21 protein-coding genes are annotated in these 23014 nt (G+C 67.6%); 10 read left to right on the top strand and 11 right to left on the bottom strand.

Annotation, left to right across the window (positions count from 1 at the left end):
• Positions 1 to 130: 130 nt before the first annotated feature.
• The 3 genes from gcl to BM150_RS02415 all read right to left on the bottom strand — a co-directional run bounded on the left by gcl (position 131) and on the right by BM150_RS02415 (position 4353).
• Positions 131 to 1807, bottom strand: coding sequence for a glyoxylate carboligase (gene gcl, locus BM150_RS02405; protein WP_245755205.1), 1677 nt, complete (start codon positions 1805 to 1807; stop codon positions 131 to 133).
• A gap of 316 nt (positions 1808 to 2123) precedes the next feature.
• Positions 2124 to 3002, bottom strand: a complete 879-nt coding sequence (locus tag BM150_RS02410; protein ID WP_092923355.1) for a 2-hydroxy-3-oxopropionate reductase — start codon at positions 3000 to 3002, stop codon at positions 2124 to 2126.
• Positions 3003 to 3555: 553 nt separating this feature from the next.
• Entirely contained in the window at positions 3556 to 4353 is a 798-nt protein-coding gene (locus tag BM150_RS02415; RefSeq protein ID WP_092923007.1) for a hydroxypyruvate isomerase family protein, read from the bottom strand.
• A 158-nt stretch (positions 4354 to 4511) separates the two neighbouring features.
• On the opposite strand from BM150_RS02415, the gene BM150_RS02420 reads away from it, so the two are divergent.
• From BM150_RS02420 to BM150_RS24635, 9 genes are all read left to right on the top strand, one after another.
• Positions 4512 to 4766, top strand: coding sequence for a thiamine-binding protein (locus BM150_RS02420; protein WP_092923010.1), 255 nt, complete (start codon positions 4512 to 4514; stop codon positions 4764 to 4766).
• An 8-nt stretch (positions 4767 to 4774) separates the two neighbouring features.
• Positions 4775 to 5131 (top strand): helix-turn-helix domain-containing protein, encoded by a 357-nt coding sequence (locus tag BM150_RS02425; protein ID WP_092923013.1) that lies wholly within the window; start codon positions 4775 to 4777, stop codon positions 5129 to 5131.
• A 463-nt stretch (positions 5132 to 5594) separates the two neighbouring features.
• On the top strand, positions 5595 to 6122 hold the full coding sequence (uraD, locus tag BM150_RS02430) for a 2-oxo-4-hydroxy-4-carboxy-5-ureidoimidazoline decarboxylase (RefSeq protein WP_092923016.1): 528 nt from the start codon (positions 5595 to 5597) through the stop codon (positions 6120 to 6122).
• Entirely contained in the window at positions 6119 to 6469 is a 351-nt protein-coding gene (gene uraH, locus BM150_RS02435) for a hydroxyisourate hydrolase (protein ID WP_092923019.1), read from the top strand. The genes uraD and uraH overlap by 4 nt, the downstream gene beginning before the upstream one ends.
• A gap of 7 nt (positions 6470 to 6476) precedes the next feature.
• Positions 6477 to 7367, top strand: coding sequence for a factor-independent urate hydroxylase (gene pucL, locus BM150_RS02440; protein ID WP_092923022.1), 891 nt, complete (start codon positions 6477 to 6479; stop codon positions 7365 to 7367).
• 165 nt (positions 7368 to 7532) lie between these two features.
• On the top strand, positions 7533 to 9056 hold the full coding sequence (locus tag BM150_RS02445; RefSeq protein ID WP_175496639.1) for a nucleobase:cation symporter-2 family protein: 1524 nt from the start codon (positions 7533 to 7535) through the stop codon (positions 9054 to 9056).
• 503 nt (positions 9057 to 9559) lie between these two features.
• Complete coding sequence (locus tag BM150_RS02450) at positions 9560 to 10636, top strand: peptidoglycan recognition protein family protein (protein WP_092923025.1); 1077 nt, start codon at positions 9560 to 9562, stop codon at positions 10634 to 10636.
• 80 nt (positions 10637 to 10716) lie between these two features.
• Entirely contained in the window at positions 10717 to 11460 is a 744-nt protein-coding gene (locus BM150_RS24845) for a M15 family metallopeptidase (RefSeq protein WP_281243635.1), read from the top strand.
• Between the two features lie 348 nt (positions 11461 to 11808).
• Positions 11809 to 12306 carry a DUF3995 domain-containing protein gene (locus BM150_RS24635; protein WP_245755206.1) on the top strand — a complete coding sequence of 166 codons (498 nt, stop codon included), beginning with the start codon at positions 11809 to 11811 and terminating at the stop codon, positions 12304 to 12306.
• Between the two features lie 292 nt (positions 12307 to 12598).
• On the opposite strand, the gene BM150_RS02465 is transcribed toward BM150_RS24635, so the two are convergent.
• Together BM150_RS02465 and aceB are read right to left on the bottom strand one after the other, a co-directional pair.
• Complete coding sequence (locus BM150_RS02465) at positions 12599 to 13858, bottom strand: DUF6986 family protein (RefSeq protein ID WP_092923035.1); 1260 nt, start codon at positions 13856 to 13858, stop codon at positions 12599 to 12601.
• A gap of 413 nt (positions 13859 to 14271) precedes the next feature.
• Positions 14272 to 15873: a malate synthase A gene (aceB, locus tag BM150_RS02470; protein WP_092923039.1), complete on the bottom strand. Its 1602-nt coding sequence runs from the start codon at positions 15871 to 15873 to the stop codon at positions 14272 to 14274.
• 455 nt (positions 15874 to 16328) lie between these two features.
• Between aceB and BM150_RS02475 the strand changes: the two genes are divergently transcribed.
• Positions 16329 to 17135 carry an IclR family transcriptional regulator gene (locus tag BM150_RS02475; RefSeq protein WP_092923042.1) on the top strand — a complete coding sequence of 269 codons (807 nt, stop codon included), beginning with the start codon at positions 16329 to 16331 and terminating at the stop codon, positions 17133 to 17135.
• 237 nt (positions 17136 to 17372) lie between these two features.
• Here the strand turns inward: BM150_RS02475 and BM150_RS02480 are convergent, their stop codons facing one another.
• The 6 genes from BM150_RS02480 to BM150_RS02505 all read right to left on the bottom strand — a co-directional run bounded on the left by BM150_RS02480 (position 17373) and on the right by BM150_RS02505 (position 23003).
• Positions 17373 to 17912, bottom strand: a complete 540-nt coding sequence (locus tag BM150_RS02480; protein WP_092923045.1) for a hypothetical protein — start codon at positions 17910 to 17912, stop codon at positions 17373 to 17375.
• Positions 17913 to 18288: 376 nt separating this feature from the next.
• Positions 18289 to 18960: a GntR family transcriptional regulator gene (locus BM150_RS02485; RefSeq protein WP_092923361.1), complete on the bottom strand. Its 672-nt coding sequence runs from the start codon at positions 18958 to 18960 to the stop codon at positions 18289 to 18291.
• A 126-nt stretch (positions 18961 to 19086) separates the two neighbouring features.
• Positions 19087 to 20295: a 4-hydroxybenzoate 3-monooxygenase gene (locus BM150_RS02490; RefSeq protein ID WP_092923048.1), complete on the bottom strand. Its 1209-nt coding sequence runs from the start codon at positions 20293 to 20295 to the stop codon at positions 19087 to 19089.
• Between the two features lie 423 nt (positions 20296 to 20718).
• On the bottom strand, positions 20719 to 21342 hold the full coding sequence (locus BM150_RS02495; RefSeq protein ID WP_092923051.1) for a response regulator transcription factor: 624 nt from the start codon (positions 21340 to 21342) through the stop codon (positions 20719 to 20721).
• 482 nt (positions 21343 to 21824) lie between these two features.
• Positions 21825 to 22241 carry a hypothetical protein gene (locus BM150_RS23610; RefSeq protein WP_139219425.1) on the bottom strand — a complete coding sequence of 139 codons (417 nt, stop codon included), beginning with the start codon at positions 22239 to 22241 and terminating at the stop codon, positions 21825 to 21827.
• 30 nt (positions 22242 to 22271) lie between these two features.
• Positions 22272 to 23003: a transmembrane-type terpene cyclase gene (locus tag BM150_RS02505; protein WP_092923057.1), complete on the bottom strand. Its 732-nt coding sequence runs from the start codon at positions 23001 to 23003 to the stop codon at positions 22272 to 22274.
• Positions 23004 to 23014 lie beyond the last annotated feature (11 nt).

Here is a 23014-nt window from a genome sequence, read left to right on the forward strand (position 1 = left end):
ACCGTTCGGTCGACCCCGGTCTCGGAACCCGTGCCGCCCCGCCGCCCGTTCGGGTGAGGAGTCCGGGGCGGCGGGCGGCACGGGTGGACACGGCCGGACGGAGTGGCCCGGCCCGAAGCGGGGAACCCGGTCAGCCGACCGGTTCCGGCTCGTTCATCGCGTCGATACGGATCCCGTTGGCGGTATTGGCCTCACGCTCGATCATCACCTCGACCAGCACCGGCCTGCTGGTGGCCACGGCCTCCTTGCGCGCCCACTCGATGGTCTCGCCGAGTTCGGCGGGATCGAGCACGCGGCGCCCGGAACAGCCGTAGGCCTCCATCACCTTCACGTTGTCCGTGCCGTGCTCGTCGTAGTGCAGGTCGACCTCGGTGTTCATGCCGTAGCCCTGTTCGGCCATGCGGATCAGCCCGAGGTACTCGTTGTTGAGCATGATGATCACGAAACCGACGTCGTACTGCGCGGCCACGGCCAGCTCCTCGACGAGGAACTGGAAGGAGTAGTCCCCGACCACCGAGACGACCTCGGCCGAGGGCTCCGCCGACTTGACCCCGATCGCGGCCGGAATCTCCCAGCCGAGCGGACCGGCCTGCCCACACACCTGGTAGTGCCTGGGCTTGTAGGTGCGTTGGAACTGCCCGGACCAGATCTGGTACAGCCCGATCGCGGTGGTGAAGTAGGTCTCCGGTCCGAAGATCTCGTTGATCTCCCGGAACACCCTGGGGGCCTTGATCGGCACGCTGTCGTAGTCGTCCGGCCTGGTGTGGGTCTTCTTGAGTTCGTTGACCCGGTCCACCCAGGAGTGGAACCGGGGCGCGGCCGAGCGGCGCCGGGCGGCCTCCAGCAGCGCGTCCAGGAACGGGCCGGTGTCGGAGACGATGCCCAGATCGGGACCGAACACCTTGCCCAGCTGAGTGGGCTCGATGTCGACGTGGATGAACTGACGCTGTCCCCGGTAGACGTCCAGCGCCCCGGTGTGCCGGTCGCCGAAGCGCGCACCCAGCGCCAGCACCAGGTCGGACTCCATGAAGGACTGGTTCCCGTAGCGCTGGCTGGTCTGGATACCGGTCATACCCGCCCAGAGCTCGTGGTCCTCGGGGAAGGAACCCTTGCCCATCAGGGTGACCTGCACGGGGATGCCCAGCAGCTCGGCGAGTTCACGCAGCCGCTCGTGCGCCTCGCCCAGCACGACACCACCACCGGAGAGGATCAGCGGACGTTCGGCCCGCTGCAGCATGTCCAGCGCGCGTTCCACCCGGGGCTGGTGCGGCTCCACCCGGTGGACCGGCAGCGGCGCGTCGATGCTCGGGTCCCACTCGATCTCCTGCCGCTGCACGTCGAGCGGCAGGTCGATCAGCACCGGCCCCTGCCTGCCGGAGCGCGCGACCCGGAAAGCCTCCCGGAAGATCCACGGCGCCTGGGCTGCTTCCTTGACCTGCACAGCCCACTTGGTGACGGGTTTGGCGATGTCGACGATGTCGACCGCCTGGAACGCTTCCTGGTGCAGCTTGTCGGAAACGGCCTGACCGGTGATGCACAGGATCGGCACGGAATCGGCCTGGGCGGTGTAGAGACCGGTGATCATGTTGGTGCCAGCGGGACCGGAGGTCCCGATGGCGACACCCACGTTGCCGTTGGTGCGGGACCACCCGTCGGCCATGTGGGTGGCGCCCTCCTCGTGGCGAACGGTCAGGTGCTCGATGTCGCGGTGTTCCATAGCCGCGTACAGCGGCAGGATGGCCGCCCCGGGGCAGCCGAACGCGACGTCGACTCCCTCGGATTCGAGGACGTCGACGACAGCCTGCATGACGGGAACCTTCGGCATGGTATGCACGACCTCTCCGATGCGGCGGGTTCGCGGCGGCACGGTTGCTCGACGGTGCCGCGGAGTGCGAGCCTGCCGTGGTGACACTCGGTGTGGGGGCCGGGACGACAGCGGCCGTCCGAGCCGTGTGGGGTGCGGAGGTCTCCGCACCGCGCGGTACGCGACGACGGTCCGGAGTCCGTCCGCACGCACCGGGGTTGTTCCGACGGGTGGGTGGCCCGGATGCTTGGCGGCGTTGGTGCCACCCTCCCTCGGAAATCGTGCGGCAGTGGTTCGGCCGCTGGGGTTCGACCGCTGGTCATTCCCTGCCGCTGAGGCGGGCGATCTGCCGGAACAGCCCGGAGTGATCCAGCGATCCGTCCCCCTGGGCCACGGCCGCGGCCATGAGCTGCGCGACGAGACTTCCGACCGGGGTGGCGACGCCGGACTCGCGGGCCGCGCTCTGCAGGATGCCCAGGTCCTTGTGGTGCAGTTCGATGCGGAATCCCGGCTTGAAGCTGCGCTCCCGCATCCCCTTGTTCTTGGCGTCGAGCACCTTGCTGCCCGCCAGTCCGCCGCCGAGCACCTGGAACGCCGACTCGGTGTCGACTCCCTGCGCCTCCAGGAAGGTCAGGGCCTCACCGACGAGCGCGATGTTGCCCGCCACGATGAGCTGATTGGCGGCCTTGACCGTCTGACCGGACCCGGCCGGGCCGACGTGCACCACGGTTTTGCCGACCACGTCGAAGACGCCCGCCGCGGCGGCGAAGGCCTCCGGATCACCACCGACCATGATGGACAGCGCACCGTCGATGGCACCCTGCTCCCCACCGCTGACGGGGGCGTCCAGCGCGCGAACGCCCTGCTTGTCCGCCTGTTCGGCGACCTTGCGCGAGACTTCGGGGCGGATGGTGCTGCAGTCGATCAGCAGAGCACCGTCCTGGGCGTGCGCCAGCACGCCGTCGTCGCCGAGCACCGCCGTCTCGACGTCCGGTGAGTCGGGCAGCATGGTCACGATCACCTCGGCGTCGGAGACGGCCTCGGCGATGGTGCTCGCTCCCTTGCCGCCCGCGGCGACCAGCTTCTCCACCTTGGCACTGCTGCGGTTGTAACCGGTTACCTCGTACCCGGCGTCGACGAGGTTGGCGGCCATCGGGCCACCCATGATGCCGAGTCCGACGAATCCTACCTTGGTCATCGCGTTCTTCCTCTCGTCACTGAAGTCCTCGAGTTCACTCTGTCCGGCCGGGCGGCCGGCCGGACAACACGATTCGACGGGGTGCACAACGGGCTTCGTGTCTTTCCGGGGAGCCACGTCCGGCTCTGACCATCGCCGCTCTGACCGTCACCGGGGCCCGGTGCACCCCGCGACGCGCCCGGGGGCGTCGATTTCTCGCGAAATCGACGCCCCGCTGCGGCGACACAGCCCCGTGCGGTGTCGATTTCCCACGAAATCGCCGCGCCCTCGGCGGTGCGAAGCCGAGCTCCCACCACCCTCGCGGCCCGCACCGCAGCGGGTTCTCCCGTGCGGCGTCAATTTCTCGCGAAATTGACGCCGCTGCACCGGGACCGTCCGTCGAGAAGCGACCGTGCGGGTCGCGGCTCGGGTGTCCCCGGTGCGTGAGTCGGATGCATTGCGAGGCCGGGCCGCTCGCCGCGTAGGTCGCTACTCAAGAGCCGGCCCAACACAGCAAGGCGCCGACTCACGTGCCGGCTACCCGACCACCGCGCCAGAGCCGACGCAGTCACGCTCAGTAGATCCAGCCGAAGCTGTCGGCGCTTGTGCCGCTGGGCTTGTACTCCAGCGCCACGTGCCCGCGGTAGCCGGCCCGCTGCAGCTTGGCGAAGTAGTGGTCGAAGTCCACCTCGCCGGTGCCGGGCTCGTTGCGGCCGGGGGCGTCGGCGATCTGGACGTGCCCGATCCGAGCGGCGTGGTTGTCGATGGCTGCTGCCGGGTCGTCACCGTTGGCGATCAGGTGGTACAGGTCGAACAGCAGTCGCAGATTGTCCACACCGCCCGATTCGCGCACCCGGTCGATGACGGCGACCGCGTCGTCGGCCTTCTTGAGCGGATAGCTGGGGGTGCCGCTGACCGGCTCGATCAGCACGGTGCCGTCGACGCGCTCGGCCCCCTTGGCCGCGGCGATGAGGTTCTCCACGGCCGCGGCGTCCTGCTCGGCGGGTTGCACACCCTCGATCCGGTTGCCGTAGAGGGCGTTGAAGGCGGTGCAGCCCAGCCGTGCGCCGATTCCCACCGCCACGTCGACGTTGTCGCGGAACTCGGCGGACCTGGCTGGGTGCGAGAGCACGCCACGGTCCCCGGCGGGCATGTTCCCGGCGAAGAAGTTCAACCCGACCAGGGAGACACCGGCGTCCTCGACGGCACGGACGAACTTGTCGATCTCTCCGTCACCCGGAACGGCTTCGGAGAACGGCCACCAGAACTCGACGGCGTCGAAACCGGCTGCCTTGGCCGCTGCCGGCCGGGACAACACGTCGAGCTCGGTGAACAGGATCGACGTGTTGACTGCGTACGGGAAGCGATGCATCCGTGTGCCCCCTTGATTCACCTTTATTTCACGAAGTGAAATTATTATTTCGTACAGCGATAGAATACTGAGTGTCCACGACAGGGTCAACACCCATCGCACCGGCGGGCTACCGTGATGAGGCGTACGACGGGGCCGGACGGAAGCGGAGGTGCTCGATGCGACTCAGAGCGGAGTTCACGACGGAACCGTTCGAGGGCGAGGGCGATCCCCCGGCACACGCGGCCGTGGCTCGGGACGCGCTGCGCGAGTCCGGACTGGAACCGGAGTTCGGGCCGCTCGGGACGGCCATCAGCGGGGACCGGGCGGTGTTACTTCCGGCGCTGTCGGCGGTGCTGGAGCGAACCCTGGACGCGGGGGCGGACCGAATCACGCTGCAGGTCAGCATCGACGACACATCCCAGGACGGTTGAGGTTTCACGTGCATCCGCTGACTTCCGCGATCCAGCCGCTGCTCAGCCGGATCGGCGCCAGCACGGTGCCGGTCGAGGAACGGAAATCCGACGACGTGCTGCTCTACTGGGACGGCGTGCCCGCCGTCGCGGTCCGGATGCCGAACGAGGAACTCACCAGCGCACTGGATCGATTGATCGCGCAGGTCGAGACCGAGCTGGGCGCGGGCCTGGCCGACCTCTCAAGGGCCGACAAGCAGCGCGCCGTGCGCCTGCTCGAGGAACGCGGCGCCTTCACGCTGCGCAAGTCGGTGGAGTCCGTGGCCAAGAAACTCGGGGTCAGCCGCTTCACCGTGTACAACTACCTCAACCGCGAACGCTCCTGAACAACCGCCGTCCGCCTCCCCGACGGCCCCTCGGCAGCGCCTCACCGACGCCGCCCCAGCGGCCCCGGCCGCGCCGCACTTCCCCACCGGGCCGCGCCCGCCGCGGCTTCCATCTCTCGACCCGGCGCGGCGATTTCGCGAGAAATCGCCGCCGCGTCGGCCGGACACCACACCGAACGGACACCACACCGAACGGGCACACGCCGCACAGTCCCGGTCGCCGCACTGCTCCGAACGCAGTAGCGCGACACCGACACGCGCAGCTGTCCCGAACCGGGCGATTCGGCCGAACACCACGCGCCGGAACTGCGATCATTGTGCGAACGCACAGCACGGACCAGCAACTTTCAACAAAGTGTTGACACCCTCGGTTGGGCGGTCTTAACTTTTGCCACCAACCGCTCCGAGGGAACACGCGGGTGAACCCGAGGAGAACAACCACGCGAATCCGTGGGGAACACCGATGTCAGCACCATCTTCCACCGGCACCGGCCCGGGGCTGGCCAGACTCAACAGCCTTCCCCGGCCCGAGCTCGTCAAGAAACTGCTGGCCTGCCTCGATGTGCAGCGCTGGGCGAACGAGCTGGCCGACAACCGGCCTTACGAGTCCGACAACCAGCTCTACGAAACGGCCGACCGCGCGGCGAACGAGCTCACCGAGTCGGAGATCCACTCCGCGCTGGCCGCCCACCCGAGGATCGGTCAACGATCCACCGGCAACGACACCTCGGCCTCGTGGTCCCGCCGGGAGCAGTCCGGCGTCGACGCGGACGACACCAAGCTGGCCGTGGAGCTGGCGGAGGCCAACGAGGAGTACGAACGCCGCTTCGGGCACGTCTACCTGGTGTGCGCGAGCGGACGCAGCGGACCGGAGCTGCTGGAGATCCTGCGTTCCCGACTGGACAACGACCCCGAGACCGAGCTGCGCGTCGTCGCCGACGAACTGCGCAAGATCGCGAGACTACGGCTGGCGAGAGTGATCGAAGCGTGAGCGAGACAACCACGAGTGCCGTCACCACACACGTCCTGGACTCCTCCCGGGGGCTGCCCGCCGCGGGGATCGAGGTCGCGCTGGAACAGGCCACGCGGGACGGGTGGACCTCACTCGGCGAAGCCGTGACCAACGACGACGGCAGGGTCAAACAGCTCGGACCGAACCGGCTGGCCGAAGGCACCTACCGGCTGACCTTCGAAACAGGGACATATTTCCAACGCCTGGGCGTCGACTCCTTCTATCCGCAGGTGCAGATCACCTTCCGCCTCGCGGACGCGGAGCAGCACTACCACGTTCCGCTGTTGTTGAGCCCGTTCGCATATTCCACATACCGAGGGAGCTGATCAGCTCATGGGCATCGTCATGGGCCCCAACCAGTACGGCAAGTCCGAGTGCCGCATCGTCACGATCAACCGGGGCAGCAGCAGGCACACCATCAAGGACCTCAACGTCAGCACCGCGCTGCGCGGTGACTTCGACGACACGCACTACACCGGTGACAACGCCAAGGTACTGCCGACCGACACCCAGAAGAACACGGTCTACGGCCTGGCGAAGGAGCAGCCGGTCGGTGAGATCGAGGACTTCGCGGTACGGCTCGGACGGCACTTCATCGACACCCAGGAGCCGGTCAAGGGCGCGCGCATCCTCGTCGAGGAGTACGCCTGGGAACGCATCCCGGTGGCGGGCACCGGCCACGACCACTCCTTCGCCAGGTCCAGCGACGAGAAGCGCACCACCGCGGTGACCATCGACGGTTCGGAGACGCACGTCGTCTCCGGGCTCAAGGACCTGGTCGTGCTGAAGTCCACGGGTTCGGAGTTCTGGGGCTATCCCAAGGACCGGTTCACCACGCTGGGCGAGACCGAGGACCGGATCCTCGCCACGGCGGTCACGGCCCGGTGGCGTTATCTGCACAACGATGTGGACTGGGCGAAGAGCTTCGGCTCGATCCGGGAAACCATGCTCGAAACATTCGCCACCACCCACAGCTACGCGTTGCAGCAGAGCCTGCACGAAATGGGCAAGGCAGTGCTGGAAAAGCACCCCGAGGTCGCCGAAGTACGGATGTCGCTGCCCAACAAGCACCATTTCCTGGTGGACATGGAACCATTCGGCATGAAGAACGAGAACGAGGTGTTCTTCGCCGCCGACCGCCCCTACGGACTCATCGAGGGCACCGTGACCCGCGACGATGTCGAAGAGGCACCGCGAGCCTGGTACAGCCTGCCGGAATTCTGATTCCACAGCCGGGGTCGCCGGAAGCAGAACCGGCGACCCCGTTGTTTCACCTTTCATCTTTTTCTTCGGAAACCACACCGTTACTCGACGGCAACGCCTGATTCGAGATTTCGCAGAGAATTGATTTAGCTAACCCATATTTCCTCCGTGGCCCAGGAGTACCCAATGCCCCTGTTCATCAGTAGGCGCAATCGCGGCACGAGAAACGGAAGACAGGACTCCCATCCGGTGGACGAGGTGCTTCCGCCGGGCAAACTGCTGGCCTACGGTGTGCAGCACATCGCCGCGATGTACGCGGGTGTGGTGGCGCCCCCACTGATCATCGGCCAGGCGCTGGGGCTGGACCCGCTCAGGATGACGCTGCTGATCGGCGCGAGCCTGCTGACGGCGGGAATCGCGACCCTGCTGCAGGCGGTCGGCGTCTGGCGGGTCGGGGCGCGCATGCCGTTCGTCAACGGCGTCACCTTCGGCTCCGTGGCGCCCATCCTGGCCATCGTCGCGCAGCACGACCAGCAACAAGCACTGTCCATAGTCTACGGCTCGGTGTTGATCGCCGGGATCCTCGCCTTTATCGCCGCACCATACTTCTCCCGACTGGTGCGCTTCTTCCCGCCGCTGGTCAACGGCACCGTGATCACGCTGATCGGACTGTCGCTGTTCCCCGTCGCGATCGGTTGGATAGCCGGTAACGACAGCGAGGCCGCCGACTTCGCCTCCCCGCTGCGGGTCGGCCTCGGCGCGGGGACATTCGTACTGGTACTGCTGCTCAACAGGTTCCTCAAGGGCTTCTGGAACCGGATCGCACTGCTGATCGGCCTGGTCATCGGAACCCTCGTGGCGTGGCCGCTGGGCGCGGTGGACAGCTCGACCTTCGCGCAGGCCCCGATTTTCGACGTCCCCATGCCGTTCGAACTCGCCGCTCCGGCGTTCAGCCTCACGGCGACGATCTCCATCTGCATCGTGATGCTCGTCGCGATGATGGAGAGCACCGCGGACATGATCGCGCTGGGCGAGATCGTGGACCGCCCCGCCGACGAGCAGACGATCGCGGCCGGGCTGCGTGCCGACGGCGCGGGCAGCGCGCTGAGCGCGGTGTTCGGCGGATTCACCTGCAGCGCGTTCGCGCAGAACGTCGGGCTGGTCGCGCTGACCAGGGTCAAGAGCAGGTTCGTCGTGGCGGCCGCGGGTGGCGTGCTGATCATGCTCGGGTTGTTCCCGATCGTCGGCGCCGTGGTCTCGCTGGTACCGCAGCCGGTGCTGGGCGGTGCGGCGCTGGTGCTGTTCGGCTCGGTCGCCTCCAGCGGGATGCGCACGCTGGGCAAGGCGGATCTCGGTAACCCGCTGAACTCGCTTGTGGTCGCGGGGGCGGTGGGGGTCGGCATGATCCCGATCGTGTCGCCGGACTTCTACGAGCACTTCCCCGCCGCGCTGCGTACCGTGCTGGACTCCGGCATCAGCACCGGCTGCCTGGCCGCGCTGGCGCTGAACCTGCTGTTCAACGGGACGCGAGGCTCCGGGCAGGGCGAGCAACCGGCTTCCGGAGCGGACGAGGCCCCGGAGGGCGCGGCAGCGGTGGTCCCGGCCGACACCGCGGAGCCCGAGGAGGTGGGCGCGGGCGGAACGCAGGCAGGGCCGGTTCCGACCCCCAGGCCGAACAGCGTCGCGCAGGACACCGAACGCAGCGGCTGACAGCGGCTCGCGACCGCTCGACGAGATGATCCCGACGACCGGGTGCTCGGTGCCGCTTCGGAACACCGCCACCCCGAGGGACGTCCGAAGAGCGACTCTCCCGAAAAGCGGGGATCCGGTCCACACGACCGGGTCCCCGCTTCGCGTGTTCCAGTCGCGGAACTCATCGTGACTCCCCGGGCGGTCCACGGAATAACCGCTCTTCTCGTTTCTGTTCTCTCCTCACGCACGGATCCGATTTTCCCGGCGCCGAGCCGAGTGAACGATCGGGGAAAAACGTGAATGCCGCGTGAATCCTGCCAAAAAGGAAGACACGCGGAATACGGCCGTTTCGGCGCATCATTTTCACCCGTCCGGAGCAGGAAACTCGACCGGTTGGCGGCAATCCGGCCGAAACTCCGAACAGCGTCTTGTCACCTCCCCCGACAGTGGGAAAAATTCGCTCCGCCCGTTCGCGAACCGAAAATCATCGACCACCGATTTCCCACGGCGGGAGCGAGCAGATGCCCGAGAGACGGCGGGACGCGAAACCGAACGAGACCACCCGGCGAGCGCTGCTCGGCGGCACGCTGCTGGGAACCACCGGCCTGTTGTTGGGCGGCACCGCCGCGGCCGCGACCTCACCACCGAGCACACGCGCGCTGACCGTCGCGAGTACCGACGCGTGGGGAGCGCGCCCACCCCGGAGCGAGCCGGTGGTACTGGCACGCCCGGCCCGCAAGATCATCGTGCACCACACCGCCACCCCCAACAGCACGGACTACTCCCGTGCGCACGCCTTCGAGCTGGCACGGTCCATTCAGGACTACCACATGGACCACAACGGCTGGATCGACACCGGCCAGCACTTCACCCTCAGCCGGGGCGGCCACATCACCGAGGGCAGGCACCACAGCCTCGCCGCCTTCGACGACGGTGGCAACCACGTGGTCAGCGCGCACACCAGCGGCCAGAACAGGTTGGCCGTGGGGATCGAGAACGAGGGCACCTACAACAGCGTGGCGTTCCCGAGCACCCAGTACGACAAGCTGGTGGAACTCTGCGTGGCGCTGTGCTCCTCCTACGGCATCGAGCCCTACGAGATCTACGGGCACCGCGACTTCAACGCCACCGACTGCCCCGGCGACCGGCTCTACGCACTGCTGGGACAGCTGCGCGCGGACGTGGCCGCCTCGGTCGGCGGTGATCCCACCGGGGTGAGCTGGCCGCTGCTGCGTCCCGATGACGAGGGCGAGCGGGTGCGGATGCTGCAGCACCTGCTCAACGAGCACGGCGCGGCGTTGACCACCGACGGGATCTACGGTCCCGCCACCGAGAGCGCGGTGAGCGACTTCCAGCGCTCCACCGGCGCCATAGTGGACGGCCTGGCGGGCAACCAGACCTGGAACCAGGCGGTCCGTGACCGCGCGAACGGCGACAGCGGATCGGCGGTGCGGGCGGTGCAGCAGCGGCTCGGCACGACGGTGGACGGCATCTTCGGCCCGGTCACCGAGTCGGCGGTGCGGGACTTCCAGCACGCGCGGGGACTGCGTGTCGACGGCGTGGTCGACGCCCGCACCTGGGACGAGCTGGTCGGCTGATCCTTCGAGCACACCGGTTTTCCCCACGGCGGTGCGCACGACCCGAGCACACCGCCCGAACCCCTACAAGGGAGGTAGGAATGAAACGAACAGGTCGTTCGATGCTGGGACTGGTCGGCGCGTTCACGATGAGCCTCGGTCTGCTGGGCGGGGCGAGCGTGCTCGATCCGGCGCCCGCCGCCGCGGACTCCTGCTACACCTGGGGCGAAACGCTGTCCCAGGGTGACAGCGGGAGCGATGTCCGCAGACTGCAGGTTCGCGTGGCGGGCTGGGCGGCCTACGGAGACCCGGTCAACATCGACGGTGTCTACGGCCCGGAGACCGCGAACGCGGTGGAGCGGTTCCAGAGCGGCTACGGGCTGACCGTGGACGGGATCGCCGGACCGGAGACCTACGGACAGATCTACGACCTGCAGGACGCCGACTGCACCCCGGCGCACTTCGCGTACTCCGAGTTCACCTCCGGTGACGGCAGCGGCTTCTCCGGAGGGAACACCAGCACCTCGAACGTGCGCACCAACGTGCTGCGCAACATGTGGAAGCTGGAGGCGATGCGGCACAAGCTGGGCGACAGCCCGCTCTACGTCAGCTCCGGATTCCGCAGCGTCTCGTACAACGACGCCGTGGGCGGTGCCCCGAACAGCAAGCACACCTACGGCCAGGCGGCGGACCTGACCGGTGCTCACTCGCTGTGCGACCTCGCCCGCGCGGCCAGGAGTTCCGGCTTCAACGGCATCATCGGACCCGGTGCTGCCGGGCACAACGACCACACCCACCTGGACACCCGCTCGGGCAGGTACTGGAACGCTCCGAACTGCTTCTGATCGAAATTTGCCGGCCGGAGTGCCGGGATGCTCGCTTGGCGGAACCTCCCGCTGGCTCTCGCTCCGGGGGCCCGACATCGGGTAGCGACTACACAACGTCGGGCCGTCCTCGCGAGAGCGCGACGCGGGAGAACCCGCGGGTGGTCGGGCTGCCTAAGTGGTTTTCCGCGGGGCCGACTACTCGGGTCGGGTTTTTCGGCTCTGCCGCGAAGAAGGTACCGCTTTCGATCGTCGGCACGGCTGCAAACCACGACGACCCGCGCGAAACGCTTCGACACGACCGTGCCGTACCGGGCGACCGGTGCGGCACGGTCGTCGCTTCGGCCGCACACCGATAGTGTCCGGGACGTGACGCGCACCGAACGGCACGGCCGGTACCTGCCGCACTACGCGAGCATCGTGTGGGCGCTGCTGTTCGCCGCGCTGAGCGTGTTCTGGGCGTTCGGCGGCCGCACCGGCACGCATCCGCTGGAAACCGACGATCCGACGCCGCTGTTCGCGCTGCTGAACCTCGGGGCGGCCCTGCTCAAGGCCGGTATCGGCCTCGTCGCCTGGCTGGCCACGCGGCAGTGGCGACGCCGGGCGGTGCGCGGGCTGCTCGCGCTGGTGCTCTGGATCTCCGGGGTGGTCTGCGCGGTCTACGGCCTGTTCGGAGTGGTGGGCAACAGCCTGGTGCTGGCCGGAGTCGTGCCGGTCGAGGGCGGCGCCAGCCACTGGTACTGGTACTACGTGCTGCTCTGGGATCCCTACTGGCTGCTGGGCGGAGCACTGCTGCTGGCCACGGCGCTGCGCTCCGGAGATCCCCGCGAGCCCCGGACTTCGGGTACCGGGGGACGGATGTTCTGAGGGCGGTTGCCCCGAGGGCCGCACCGAGCGATCCACGGCCGGAACGGTGCCTTCCCGCTTCGCCGTCGCACCATCCGCCCCGCGATTTCGCGAGAAATCGACGCCGCCCCGTACCACGGCGGGAACCGGTCAACCGGATACCGCTCGCGCCGTTCCCGAAACATCCTGGTGCTCGTACGACGAAACCGCGGATCGACGACGACCCTTCCGGAGAACCACGAAAACTCCGGAAGGGCCGTCAATTTCTCGCGAAATCGCCGCTCCCGCCCGGATGCGGCGATTCCGGAGAAAACTACACGCGCCCGAGCTCGCGCAGCTCGGACTCGGAGATCCCGGTCATCCGGGCGACCTCCTCGGCGTCGGTGGCGCCGTTGTCCAGCGCCCGCACGAACGACGCCGCCAGCGCCCTGGCCGTGGCGGGCTCGTCCAGTACCGCTCCGCCGGTGGCGGAGACGTAGGCGGCCAGTCGTGCCGCCTCGGACTCGGCGGACTCGCGGAACTCGGCGAACACCGCCGCGTAGCGCGTGACCAGCTGCGCCGGGTGCAGGTCCCACCCCTGGTAGAAGCCGTGCTCCAGCGAACGCCGCACCAGCCCGTAGTGGGTCCGCCAACCGTGCCGCACCTGTTCGGCCGCACCCACCGGCAGGACGTTGGTCGACCCGTCGGACAGGAAGATCCCGGTCCCCGCCGCCGACACCTGCATGACGTGTCTGGCGAAGTCACAGGCCCGGTGCGCCAGGTGCTGGTGCGCGGCGGTGAGTCCGCAGCCGGCCGTGTAGTCGTAGGTGCCGAAGTGCAGCCCGCTGATCCGGTCACGTCCCGCTCCGATGAACCTCGGCAGCGCCAACCTGCCCTCGGCGTCCACGATGGACTGGGTGGTTTCCACCTGGATCTCGAACCGCAGCGAACCGGAGGCGAGCCCCAGGGTGCGCTCCACCAGCTCCAGCACCTCGACGAACGCCTCGACCTGCCGCACGTCGACCACCTTCGGGAAGGTCAGCAGGAACCCCTCGGGCAGCTCACCGTGCCTGGCGAGCAGCTCGGTGAGGAAGACGTCCAGCGTGCGCACCGAACGGGCACGCAGCTCCGGATCGTCGAAGGACTTGACGCGCAGCCCGAAGTTGCCGGGGGCCGTGCCCTGCCGCAGCCACTCGGCCACCACACCGGCGGTGCGCTCGGCGTCGGCGTCCTCCACCTCGTCGCCGGGCGCGCCGTAACCGTCCTCGAAGTCGATGCGCAGGTCCTCCACGGGTGACCGCTGGAGCTTGGCCCGCACTCGCGGCAGGATCTCGGTGGCGCGGCGTTCGGAAACATCGACGATCCCGGCGAGCTCCGCCGCGCTCGGGGCGTGCTCGTCGAGCGCCGCCAGGGCCTCGTCTCCCCAGTTCCGAACGGTCCCGGCGTCCACCCTGCCCGCCGGGACGTAGCAGGTGTGCACCGGCTGACGCGCGGTCGCGGTCCTGCGGAACCTGGCGGCGATCCGCGCGTCGACATCGGCCAGCGGAGCCAGCCGAACGTCCACATCGGCCCGGTTCAACGAGGTCCTGGGCACTTGTCCTCCTTTGAGTTCTCGGCCCCACAGCGGAGCTCTGCGTACGTGGTCGGGTAGCCGTCACGTGAGTCGGCGCCTTGCCGCGTTGGGCCGACTCTTGAGTAGCGACCTACGCGGCGAGCGGCCCTGCCTCGCAATGCATCCGACTCACGCACCGGAGCTTCTCGTCCTGCCCGGGCTGAAGCGCTCGTGTCGAACGGATCCCCTGATCGGGGAAGTTCCGAGCGATCGCGTGGGTGGTTGCGCGGACTAAGGTTTCGGCTCCGCCGGTGCCGGATGAAACCCCGGGTCGATCAATAACCCGACCGGGAGAACATCAACCGGACTCGGACACCACGTTCGTTCTGTTTCGATATCGGGGCAACTCGCTCGGTGGCCGCCCGCTCGGGCCGGGCGGCCACCGTCGCGGTCGATCAGTCGATCTGCTCGTAGGCGGGCAGCGTCAGGAAGTCGACGAACTCGTCGGCCACCGCGACCCGCTCGAACAGCTCGACGGCCCGGTCCAGGTTGTCGACCGGGAAGCCCTCCTCGGCGCGGAGCTCCTTCTCGGTGTCGGCGAGCACCTGGCGGACCAGGTCCTTGGTGACCCGCTGCCCGTCGTTGAGCACGATGCCGTTGTGCAGCCACTGCCAGATCTGCGACCGCGAGATCTCGGCTGTGGCGGCGTCCTCCATCATGTTGTGGATACCGGCCGCACCGTTGCCGCCGAGCCAGGACACGATGTAGCGCACCCCGACGTCGACGGCCGAACGCAGCCCCGCGAGGGTCTTGTCACCGGCGGTCTCCGCGGTGTTGAGCAGGTCGGACGCGGCGACGGAGACGTCCTCGCGCTTGCGGTCCAGCTGGTTGGGCCTGTCGCCCAGCACCGCGTCGAACTCCTCCTTGCACACCGACACGGTGTCCGGGTGGGCGACCCAGGAACCGTCGAAGCCGTCGTTGGCCTCGCGGCGCTTGTCGTCGTGGATCTTGGCCAGCGCCCGCTCGGTGACCTCCGGGTCGCGCCGGTTCGGGATGAACGCGGCCATGCCGCCGATCGCGAAGGCACCGCGCTTGTGGCAGGTGCGCACCAGCAGTTCGGTGTAGGCACGCATGAACGGGGCCGTCATGGTCACGCTGTTGCGGTCGGGCAGCACGAAGTCCTCACCGGCCGAGCGGAACGTCTTGATCACGCTGAACAGGTAGTCCCAGCGACCGGCGTTGAGGCCCGCGCTGTGCTCGCGCAGCTCGTAGAGGATCTCCTCCATCTCGAAGGCGGCGGGGATCGTCTCGATGAGCACGGTGGCGCGCACCGAGCCCTGCGGCACACCGAGCTCCTGCTGGGCCTGCACGAAGACGTCGTTCCACAGCCTGGCCTCGAGGTGGCTCTCCATCTTGGGGAGGTAGAAGTACGGCCCGGTGCCGCGGCGCAGCCCCTCCTGCGCGTTGTGGAAGAAGTACAGCCCGAAGTCCACCAGCGCGCCCACGACCGGCTGACCGTCGACGAGGATGTGCCGCTCGTCGAAGTGCCAGCCACGGGGGCGGACCAGCGGGACGGCGTGCTCGACGTCGTCGCGCAGCTTGTACTGCTTGCCGTTGGAGTGCAGCTCGACCTGCTTGCGGATGGCGTCGTAGAGGTTGACCTGGCCGGAGACGACGTTGCTCCAGTGCGGCGTGTTGGCGTCCTCCAGGTCGGCCAGCCAGACCTTGGCGCCGGAGTTGAGCGCGTTGATCGCCATCTTGCGGTCGGTCGGGCCGGTGATCTCGACGCGGCGGTCGCGCAGCGCGGGCGGGGCCTCGGCCACCTGCCAGTCGGACTCGCGGATGTGGCGGGTCTCCGCCAGGAAGTCCAGCCTGCCGGTCCTGGCGGCCTCGTCGCGGCGCTGCTGCCTGCGGGCGAGCAGCTCGTCCCGTCGCGCACCGAAGGTGCGTTGCAGCCTGGCGACGAAGTCCAGTGCCTCGGGGGTGAGGATCTCGTCGCCGCGCTCCACGGGAGCACCGAGGACCTCAACGCCCTGTGCCGGGGTCGATTGGGACATGAGTCCACCTCTTTCTGATGCCGGGTTACAGACGGTGGCTGGTGACACAGCTTGCCGCGCCGGTGGCGCCCTCGCACCCTTTCGGAACCCACCCGCCGTGCTCGTCCGGCCGGGCGGTCGGAACGGCAAGGACGGGTTCGAAAGTCGAAAGACTCGACCGAGCCCGTCACCGGCTCGCGGTACGCCCGTTATGTTTTTTGCATCGTGGAGGTTAGTTTCCGCATGCCGTTACAGGCAAGATGAAGTGGACCACCTACACCGACCGTCCCGAGGGCGCCCCGCTCCGGAGCAGGGGAACCGGGGCTCCGTCGGCCGAGGCCGAACCGGAGTGGCGAGATCGCCTACATCGGGAGCTCTCGGGCTGATCGGGTGGATACACTGGCCCACCGCCGTACGGTGGAGGCGGAAACCGACCGCTGACGGGGTCGAGCGACACACGGGAAGAGGAACACTGGATGGCGGCTGGACAGGACGCGAGCGGGAACGGATCCGATCGCGCCAAACCCACGCAGGGCGGCGTTCAGTCGGTCGAACGCACCTTCGAGCTGCTGGAGCTGATGGCCGACGCGGGAGGCGAGGTCGCCCTCAGCGACCTGGCGGAGGCTTCGGCACTGCCACTGCCGACCATTCACCGCATCATGCGCACGCTCGTCCGCACGGGCTATGCCCGGCAACAGCCGTCCCGCCGGTACGCGTTGGGGCCGAGCCTGATCCGGCTCGGGGAGACCGCCAGCCGCACCCTGGGTTCCTGGGCCCGGCCCTACCTGGCCGAGCTGACCGAGGCCACCGGGGAGACCTCGAACATGGCGGTGCTCGACGGAGCGCAGATCGTCTACGTCTCGCAGGTTCCCTCACAGCACTCGATGCGGATGTTCACCGAGGTCGGCAGACGCGTGGACGCGCACGCCACAGCAGTGGGCAAGGCCGTGATGGCCAACATGCCCGAGGAGAACGTCATCCAGGTTCTCAACCGCACCGGAATGCACCCGCAGACCGAGCGGACCATCACCAGCGTCGACGGCATGCGCGAGGAACTCACCCGGATCCGCGAGCTCGGCTACGCGCTCGACGACGGGGAGCAGGAGGTGGGGGTGCGCTGCTACGCGGTGGCCATCCCTGACGCGCCCGCGGCTTCGGCGATCTCGATCAGTGGCCCCGAGGCGAGGATGAAGCGGATCGCGGTCGACGACGTGGTGCCGCTGATGCGGCGGTTGGCCACCGACCTCGGCAACGAGCTCAGCGCGGCGGGGGAGCCCAGCTGAGGCGGAGCGAGGCCAGCTGCGACGGGGCGAGCCCAGCCGAGGCGGGGCGGGCACCGGCCCGAGGACGGCAGCGGCGCGGCGTCGATTTCTCGCGAAATCGCCGCGCCGGGGCGAGCGGGGCGCACGCCCGCCCGGTTCCGGGCGGAACGAGCGGAGCGCCCCGAGACCCGGAAACGGGGCCTCGGGCGCTGCGGCGGTGACGCGATCCGCGCGGTCCTCGGATGACCGCGGGCGGGGTCAGGCCTGGCTGACCGGGGTGACCTTCAGCTCGGCACCGATGACGGGCTCGTCGGGCCAGGCGACCTCGATCTGTTTGCGCTGCACACCGGTGGGTGCCTGGAACGAGACCGAACCGAGCTCGTTGCGCTGCCCGACGGTCGGCTGGATGAAGTAGGACACTCCCGAGTGATCGGCGTCGATGGTGACCGGCTCCGCCACGGTGTGCTCCGCGTGGGCCGAGATACCCGGTGCGGTCTCACCGTTGGGCTGGAAGAACCTCAGCTGAGTGGGGAATCCCTGCATCAGGCAGTGGGTGTCGGCGTCGGCGGCGGTGTAGTGCAACGCGAAAGCCCGCTGCCCGGCTCCCCCGTGCGGATCCTTGGTGATGTTGATCGAGAGGTCGTCGGCGGTGCAGGAGGAAACCCGCGAAGCAGCCGTGTCCGCCACGGCTGACTGCTCCTGCTGGGTGCCGGAGGTGGCGCCGAGGGCCGTGCCCACCACGGTTCCGGTGGCGAGAAAAGTGGCGGCGATGCTGGTGGCAATCGTCGAACGCTTCATGACGGAATTCTCCTCGCGGAATACTGGAAAACGATCGATCCGATCGACTTTCACCCCGTAGGACGCCCATTCCCGAAAACGGTTCGCCGAAGATGAACCACATCACACAAAAACAACCCGAGCAATCCGCGCGATTCCACGGATCACCGGAAACGAACGACCGGCGCCACGAAATCACCCCGAAAAGAGTAACCAGGAAACGACGAAAACCATCAGGACGACAACGTGGAAAATTTCGGACATCTCCGAGTTTCCCGGTCATCCCCGGTATGTCCCGGACCGTGAGAAGCGCGGCAGAAGCCTTTCGACCTCGGGAAACCTCGCGAACCGCGATTCCGGGCAGCGGCACAGCCGATTTCTCGAACACGGGTCGGAATTACCGGTCGGTCCCGGTCTCGGCGGACAAGCGACGCAGCGCGGCGTCCCCGGCGTGCCGCACGTGGACACGGGCGATGGCCGCCGCCAAAGCGGCGTCGCCCGCGGCGAAAGCCGCCACCAGCTGGTGGTGCTCCTGCCTGGCCTCCTCGTTGCGAGCTCCGGTGTTGGCGAGGTTGATGTAGCGCTCGCAGGTGTGCCAGAGCATTCTCACGTGACGCCGCATCGTTCCCTCCCCCAGCGCGTCGAAGGCGGCGAAGTGGAAGGCGCGGTGCGCACGCAGCATCTCGGCCCGATCCACCTCGGGATCGAGCCCGTCCATCCGGTCCAGCTCGGCACGCATCGCGGCGGTGACTCCGAGGTGGTCGGAACTCACGGCACGTTCGGCCACCATGACCTCGAAGGTCTCCAGCAGCCGGAAGCAGTCCTCGACCTCCTGCTCGCGCAGCGGACCGACCACCGCTCCCCGGTGCGGATAAACCTCGACCAACCCCTCGGCCACCAGTTCACGGAACGCCTCGCGCAGCGGGACCCGGCTGACATCGAGCTCCTCGGCCAGTCCCGCCAGGCGCAACCTCGTCCCCGGTGGATAACTGCCGAGCACGATGCCCTGGCGGATCTGGTCGGCGACGACGTCGGTCCTGGTGTCGGCGGGCTCGTCGGTTCGGGTCACCTGCGGTTCCTCCTGCGGCGGCGCACCGGGCCAGTCTGCCACCGCGGAAACTCTCTCCGGGAACTCACCGAACGGCCGGCCTGCCCGGGCAACGAATCCGCCGGGGGCGACAACTTCCGGAAGTGTTCAAACCTCGACGGCGGCGCCGGGAAGACCGGCGAGCGGCGGTCCGATGTAGCTTTCCGCGAAGTTCCGCGCGTAGGCGGGTGAGTTCCGCAGCTGCCACAACCGCGATCGCTGGAGCCGTTGACGGAAGGCGGCATCCGGCGAGTCGGAAGGATAGTAGGTGTGCGTCATGTGCAGCAGTGCGTGGCTGAACTCCTGCGCCTTCCAGACGTCGGGTATCCGTCGCTGGGAATAGCGGTCCAGCGCGTTCTCGTCCCCGGTCTCCAGGTGCTCGGTGACGGTCCGCGTGAACTCGGCCGCGTCGGCGATGGCGAGGTTCATTCCCTTGCCACCGGACGGTGTGATGATGTGTGCGGCGTCGCCGAGCAGGAAGACACGGCCGTGGCGCATCGGTTCGGTGACCCGGCTGTGCATCTCCAGGATGTTCTTGCTGAAGATCTCGCCCTCGTGCAGCGTCCAACCGGGCTTGGCCAGCCGGGTGCGCAGTTCCGACCAGATCCGCCAGTCCGGCCAGTCCTCGATGGACTCGCCGAAGGGAACCTGCAGGTGGAACCTGGTCACGCTGTCCGAACGCAGCAGATGGCCCGCGAATCCGTTCCGGTGCTGCGCGTAGATCGTGTGCTCCGCGGAGGGCGGCGCGTGGGCGAGCAGGGTCAGCCAGCGGAACTCGTGCCGCATGGTGTACTCGGTCACCGCGTCATCGGGAACGCCGTCCCCGCAGGCACCGTGCTGACCGTCCGCTCCCGCCAGGTAACGCGCGCGGATCACGGTGCCGTCGGCACAGCGAACCGCGATGTGTTCGGAGTACCCGCGCACCGAGTCGACCGCCGTCGCGTACCGCACGGCCCCACCGGCCCGCTCGTAGGCGTCGAGCAGATCAGCGACGATTTTCCGCTGGGGATAGACCCACTGCGGGATTTCGTCGTAGTGCGCGGAGCAGTCGGTGAAAAAGGCGGTGCCCTCGGCGCGGAACTCACAGCCACGGTGCACCGCGCCCGCCGCGTGCAGTCCGCCCGCCAGTCCGTTCTCGGCGAGCAGTTCGACCGTGCGACGTTCCAGCAGGCCTGCGCGCGAGCGGCCCACCAACTGCGTACGGTCACAGCGGTCGAGGACGACGGTGTCGATCCCCCGCGCCAGCAACAGGTTCGCCGCGGTCAACCCCGCCGGGCCGGCTCCGACGATCACTACCGTGGTGTCGATTTCGGACACGTGCCACCTCCCGAGAGCGGGTCGCCCCGGCATCGAGGGGTTCCGCCGTACGCGACTCGCGTCACCCGGCCGGTACGTGTGGTGATCCCCCGACTGATCACCCCGCGGAACCCCGTCGATCGGTGCCGAACAACCTCGACAAGGGTAGGTTTAATTAAATATTGGCGTCAACGGCTGACACGAGCAGAAGTTATCGTGCACTGCGGCGTTAACAACGCACATCACCTCATGCTTTGAATTAAACTTTGGGGACGGCGCAGTGCACCGGCTCCCCGGAACGGCACGAGCGGCGGCTCGGGAACGTTCGACACAGCGCCGTTCGGAAGGAGAACACTCGCTGCTGAGCGGCACTTGCGCACCGGCACGGACGTGCGTGCTTCCGGTTTCCCGGGGTGAACGGCCGGTTCGTCGTTCGCACCGCCGTCAGATCACCCCCATCCGTAACGCGTAGGCCACCGCGTGCGGTCTGTTTCGCAGTTGAAGACGACCGGTGAGTTCGGAGACCACTCGCTTGACCGCTCGTTCGGAGAAGTTCAGCTCCTCGGCGATCTCGGAAGTGTCGAACCCGTGCGACATCAACCGCAGCACATCGATTTCCCTGGGAGTGAGCCCGGACGCGTGCAGCCCGTTCGGCGCGAGAACCTCGCGCTGCAGTTGTTCGAAGTGCCGCAGCAGCTCGCCGAGCATCGGCGAGGGCAGCAGTCCGCCCCCCGCTGCGGCGGTGCGAACGGCCTCCTCGATTCGCTCCCGGGAGGCGGCCTCCCGCGGCAGCACCGCGGCCACGTTGCACTCGACGGCCGGAACCAGGTCGTTGCGCGTGATCTCGCAGAGAATCATGATGACGGGCGCGTTGAGGGTGGCCTTGATCTTGCGCAACGTCGAGGCCACGTCGACGGTCAGTCGCTCCGCCACCACCACGACGACGTCCACCGGGGTGTGCTCCTCGGCGGGCACCACCTCGATGTTCGGCCGACTGTCCAGGTAATGGCTGACAGCCATGCTGGTCAACGGGTCCACGGTCCGCACGAACACTCGAATCGAGTTCACCGGGGCCTCCTAGCACCGCGAGCAATCGTCTGGGATGAAGTGTGTGAACGGCAAATTCGGCAGTGCTCGGCACGGACCGTCAGCACGGGCGCGGACAGCGACTCGAACCGGAACCTCCGGAGAACCGGGCGGAAGCAAGCGAAATGTGAAGCGAACAACAATGAATCTCTACCGACGGAAACACAATCTCTACTCCTGTTCCGGGATCCTCCGAGTGAGCAGCGGGTTCGCCGGGCGCATCCGCATCAATCGCGTTTCGACCGATACGGTCAACGAGTTCTGCGACACCGACATAAAGGTATACACCGATTTCGTTACCGGTCAAGGTAAACACGAGTAACCACACGGACGGACAGGGCGCTCCGACTTCCCCATTCCCGTCGATACGCAGGTCACGGCCAGTACGGCAGCAGGCCCACACTCGACGCGCATCGACCCGAAGCACGCGTGGGCAATGCCCGGGAACGCACCGCACTCCCCACTCACGATGTTAAGAAACTCTCCCGCAGGACGATCTGTGATAAATTTCGGCGCGTCACGGATAAACGTATCAGAATATAGGCATAAGAGACGCCCGCGACTTCTTGGCACACAAGTGACAAGTTCTCGCCGCGCCGCACCGGTAAAGCCGAATCGACGAACAAGGAAAATTCTGGGCACGCACGTTCGCGACCGCGAAAAACAACGGAACGCGACCAAAATATGAATAGCATTCTAAGAATGGATCCGGAAAGCCGCTGAACTGTGCTTCCACGCGACATGCCGCGAACCGGTTCGATCACGAAACGTGACAGCCGGCGCTGGTCGCCGCCCACCGAACCGTTGAGCACCGAACGTGTCAGGGCCTCGAGATGAATCGGTGGTTGACCGGAGACGACGACATCGTGCGGGGCCGTCACGGCTCCGGGAACACCTGGGCCGTCAGCGGTTCACGCGCCCACCAGGCTCCGGTACCCGCGGAGGCTCCACGGGTTTCTGCCCTCCAGGCGCATCCTGCGGTACAGCAGGACGATGTAGACGATGTCGAGCACCACCATCGTCGGTATCAGCACCAGGAAGAGCACCCGGGAGGGATAGAGCAGGAACCCGGTCAGTCCGGCGGAGAACGTACCGAGGAACTTCGCCACGGCGATGTGGAGGGACTGCCCCACGGAGGAGTTCCGACGACGCAGCATCAGGATGAACGCGGCGCTCAGGAACACGTTGATGATCATGCCGATGTACATGCCGTCACAGTCGTGGAACTCGTTGGCACCGGCCATCACCACCAGCGACGACCACACCGCCAGCCCCCCGAGCAGCGCTCGGAACGTGAACCGGGACAGGTGGGGGTAGTCCCTCGGACCGTAACGGAACGCCTGGTAGAACAGGAACACGTTGATCACCGCCCAGACCGTGTTGATCTGCCGCTGGCTCGGTGTCTGCTCCAGGATGAAACCGAGGCTGAACTCCCAGGAGAAGTTCACCGCCACCATGTAGGCGGGAACGGCGATCCGGCCGTCCAGGATCGTCTGCCGGATGGACAGCAGGTAGGTCAACAACCAGCCCACCACGGTCGGCCCCGCGACCGACCAGAAGAGCCGACGTGGGATGTCGACGGCCTCGATCGTGACCGGAGCGACGTCCGACATCGGGACCAGGAACGGCGGCAGCCAGCTCAAGTCGATTCCGT

It is taken from the genome of Actinopolyspora alba, assembly GCF_900112765.1.
Lineage (GTDB): Bacteria > Actinomycetota > Actinomycetes > Mycobacteriales > Pseudonocardiaceae > Actinopolyspora > Actinopolyspora alba.

Bases quoted from the DNA above. Each gene is read 5' to 3' on its own strand.
- BM150_RS02450 (WP_092923025.1), top strand. From the start codon at position 9,560: ATGCCCGAGAGACGGCGGGACGCGAAACCGAACGAGACCACCCGGCGA.
- BM150_RS02475 (WP_092923042.1), top strand. From the start codon at position 16,329: ATGGCGGCTGGACAGGACGCGAGCGGGAACGGATCCGATCGCGCCAAA.
- gcl (WP_245755205.1), bottom strand. From the start codon at position 1,807: ATGCAGGCTGTCGTCGACGTCCTCGAATCCGAGGGAGTCGACGTCGCG.
- pucL (WP_092923022.1), top strand. From the start codon at position 6,477: ATGGGCATCGTCATGGGCCCCAACCAGTACGGCAAGTCCGAGTGCCGC.
- BM150_RS02415 (WP_092923007.1), bottom strand. From the start codon at position 4,353: ATGCATCGCTTCCCGTACGCAGTCAACACGTCGATCCTGTTCACCGAG.
- BM150_RS02480 (WP_092923045.1), bottom strand. From the start codon at position 17,912: ATGAAGCGTTCGACGATTGCCACCAGCATCGCCGCCACTTTTCTCGCC.
- BM150_RS24845 (WP_281243635.1), top strand. From the start codon at position 10,717: ATGAAACGAACAGGTCGTTCGATGCTGGGACTGGTCGGCGCGTTCACG.
- BM150_RS02445 (WP_175496639.1), top strand. From the start codon at position 7,533: ATGCCCCTGTTCATCAGTAGGCGCAATCGCGGCACGAGAAACGGAAGA.
- aceB (WP_092923039.1), bottom strand. From the start codon at position 15,873: ATGTCCCAATCGACCCCGGCACAGGGCGTTGAGGTCCTCGGTGCTCCC.
- uraD (WP_092923016.1), top strand. From the start codon at position 5,595: ATGTCAGCACCATCTTCCACCGGCACCGGCCCGGGGCTGGCCAGACTC.
- BM150_RS02410 (WP_092923355.1), bottom strand. From the start codon at position 3,002: ATGACCAAGGTAGGATTCGTCGGACTCGGCATCATGGGTGGCCCGATG.
- BM150_RS02420 (WP_092923010.1), top strand. From the start codon at position 4,512: ATGCGACTCAGAGCGGAGTTCACGACGGAACCGTTCGAGGGCGAGGGC.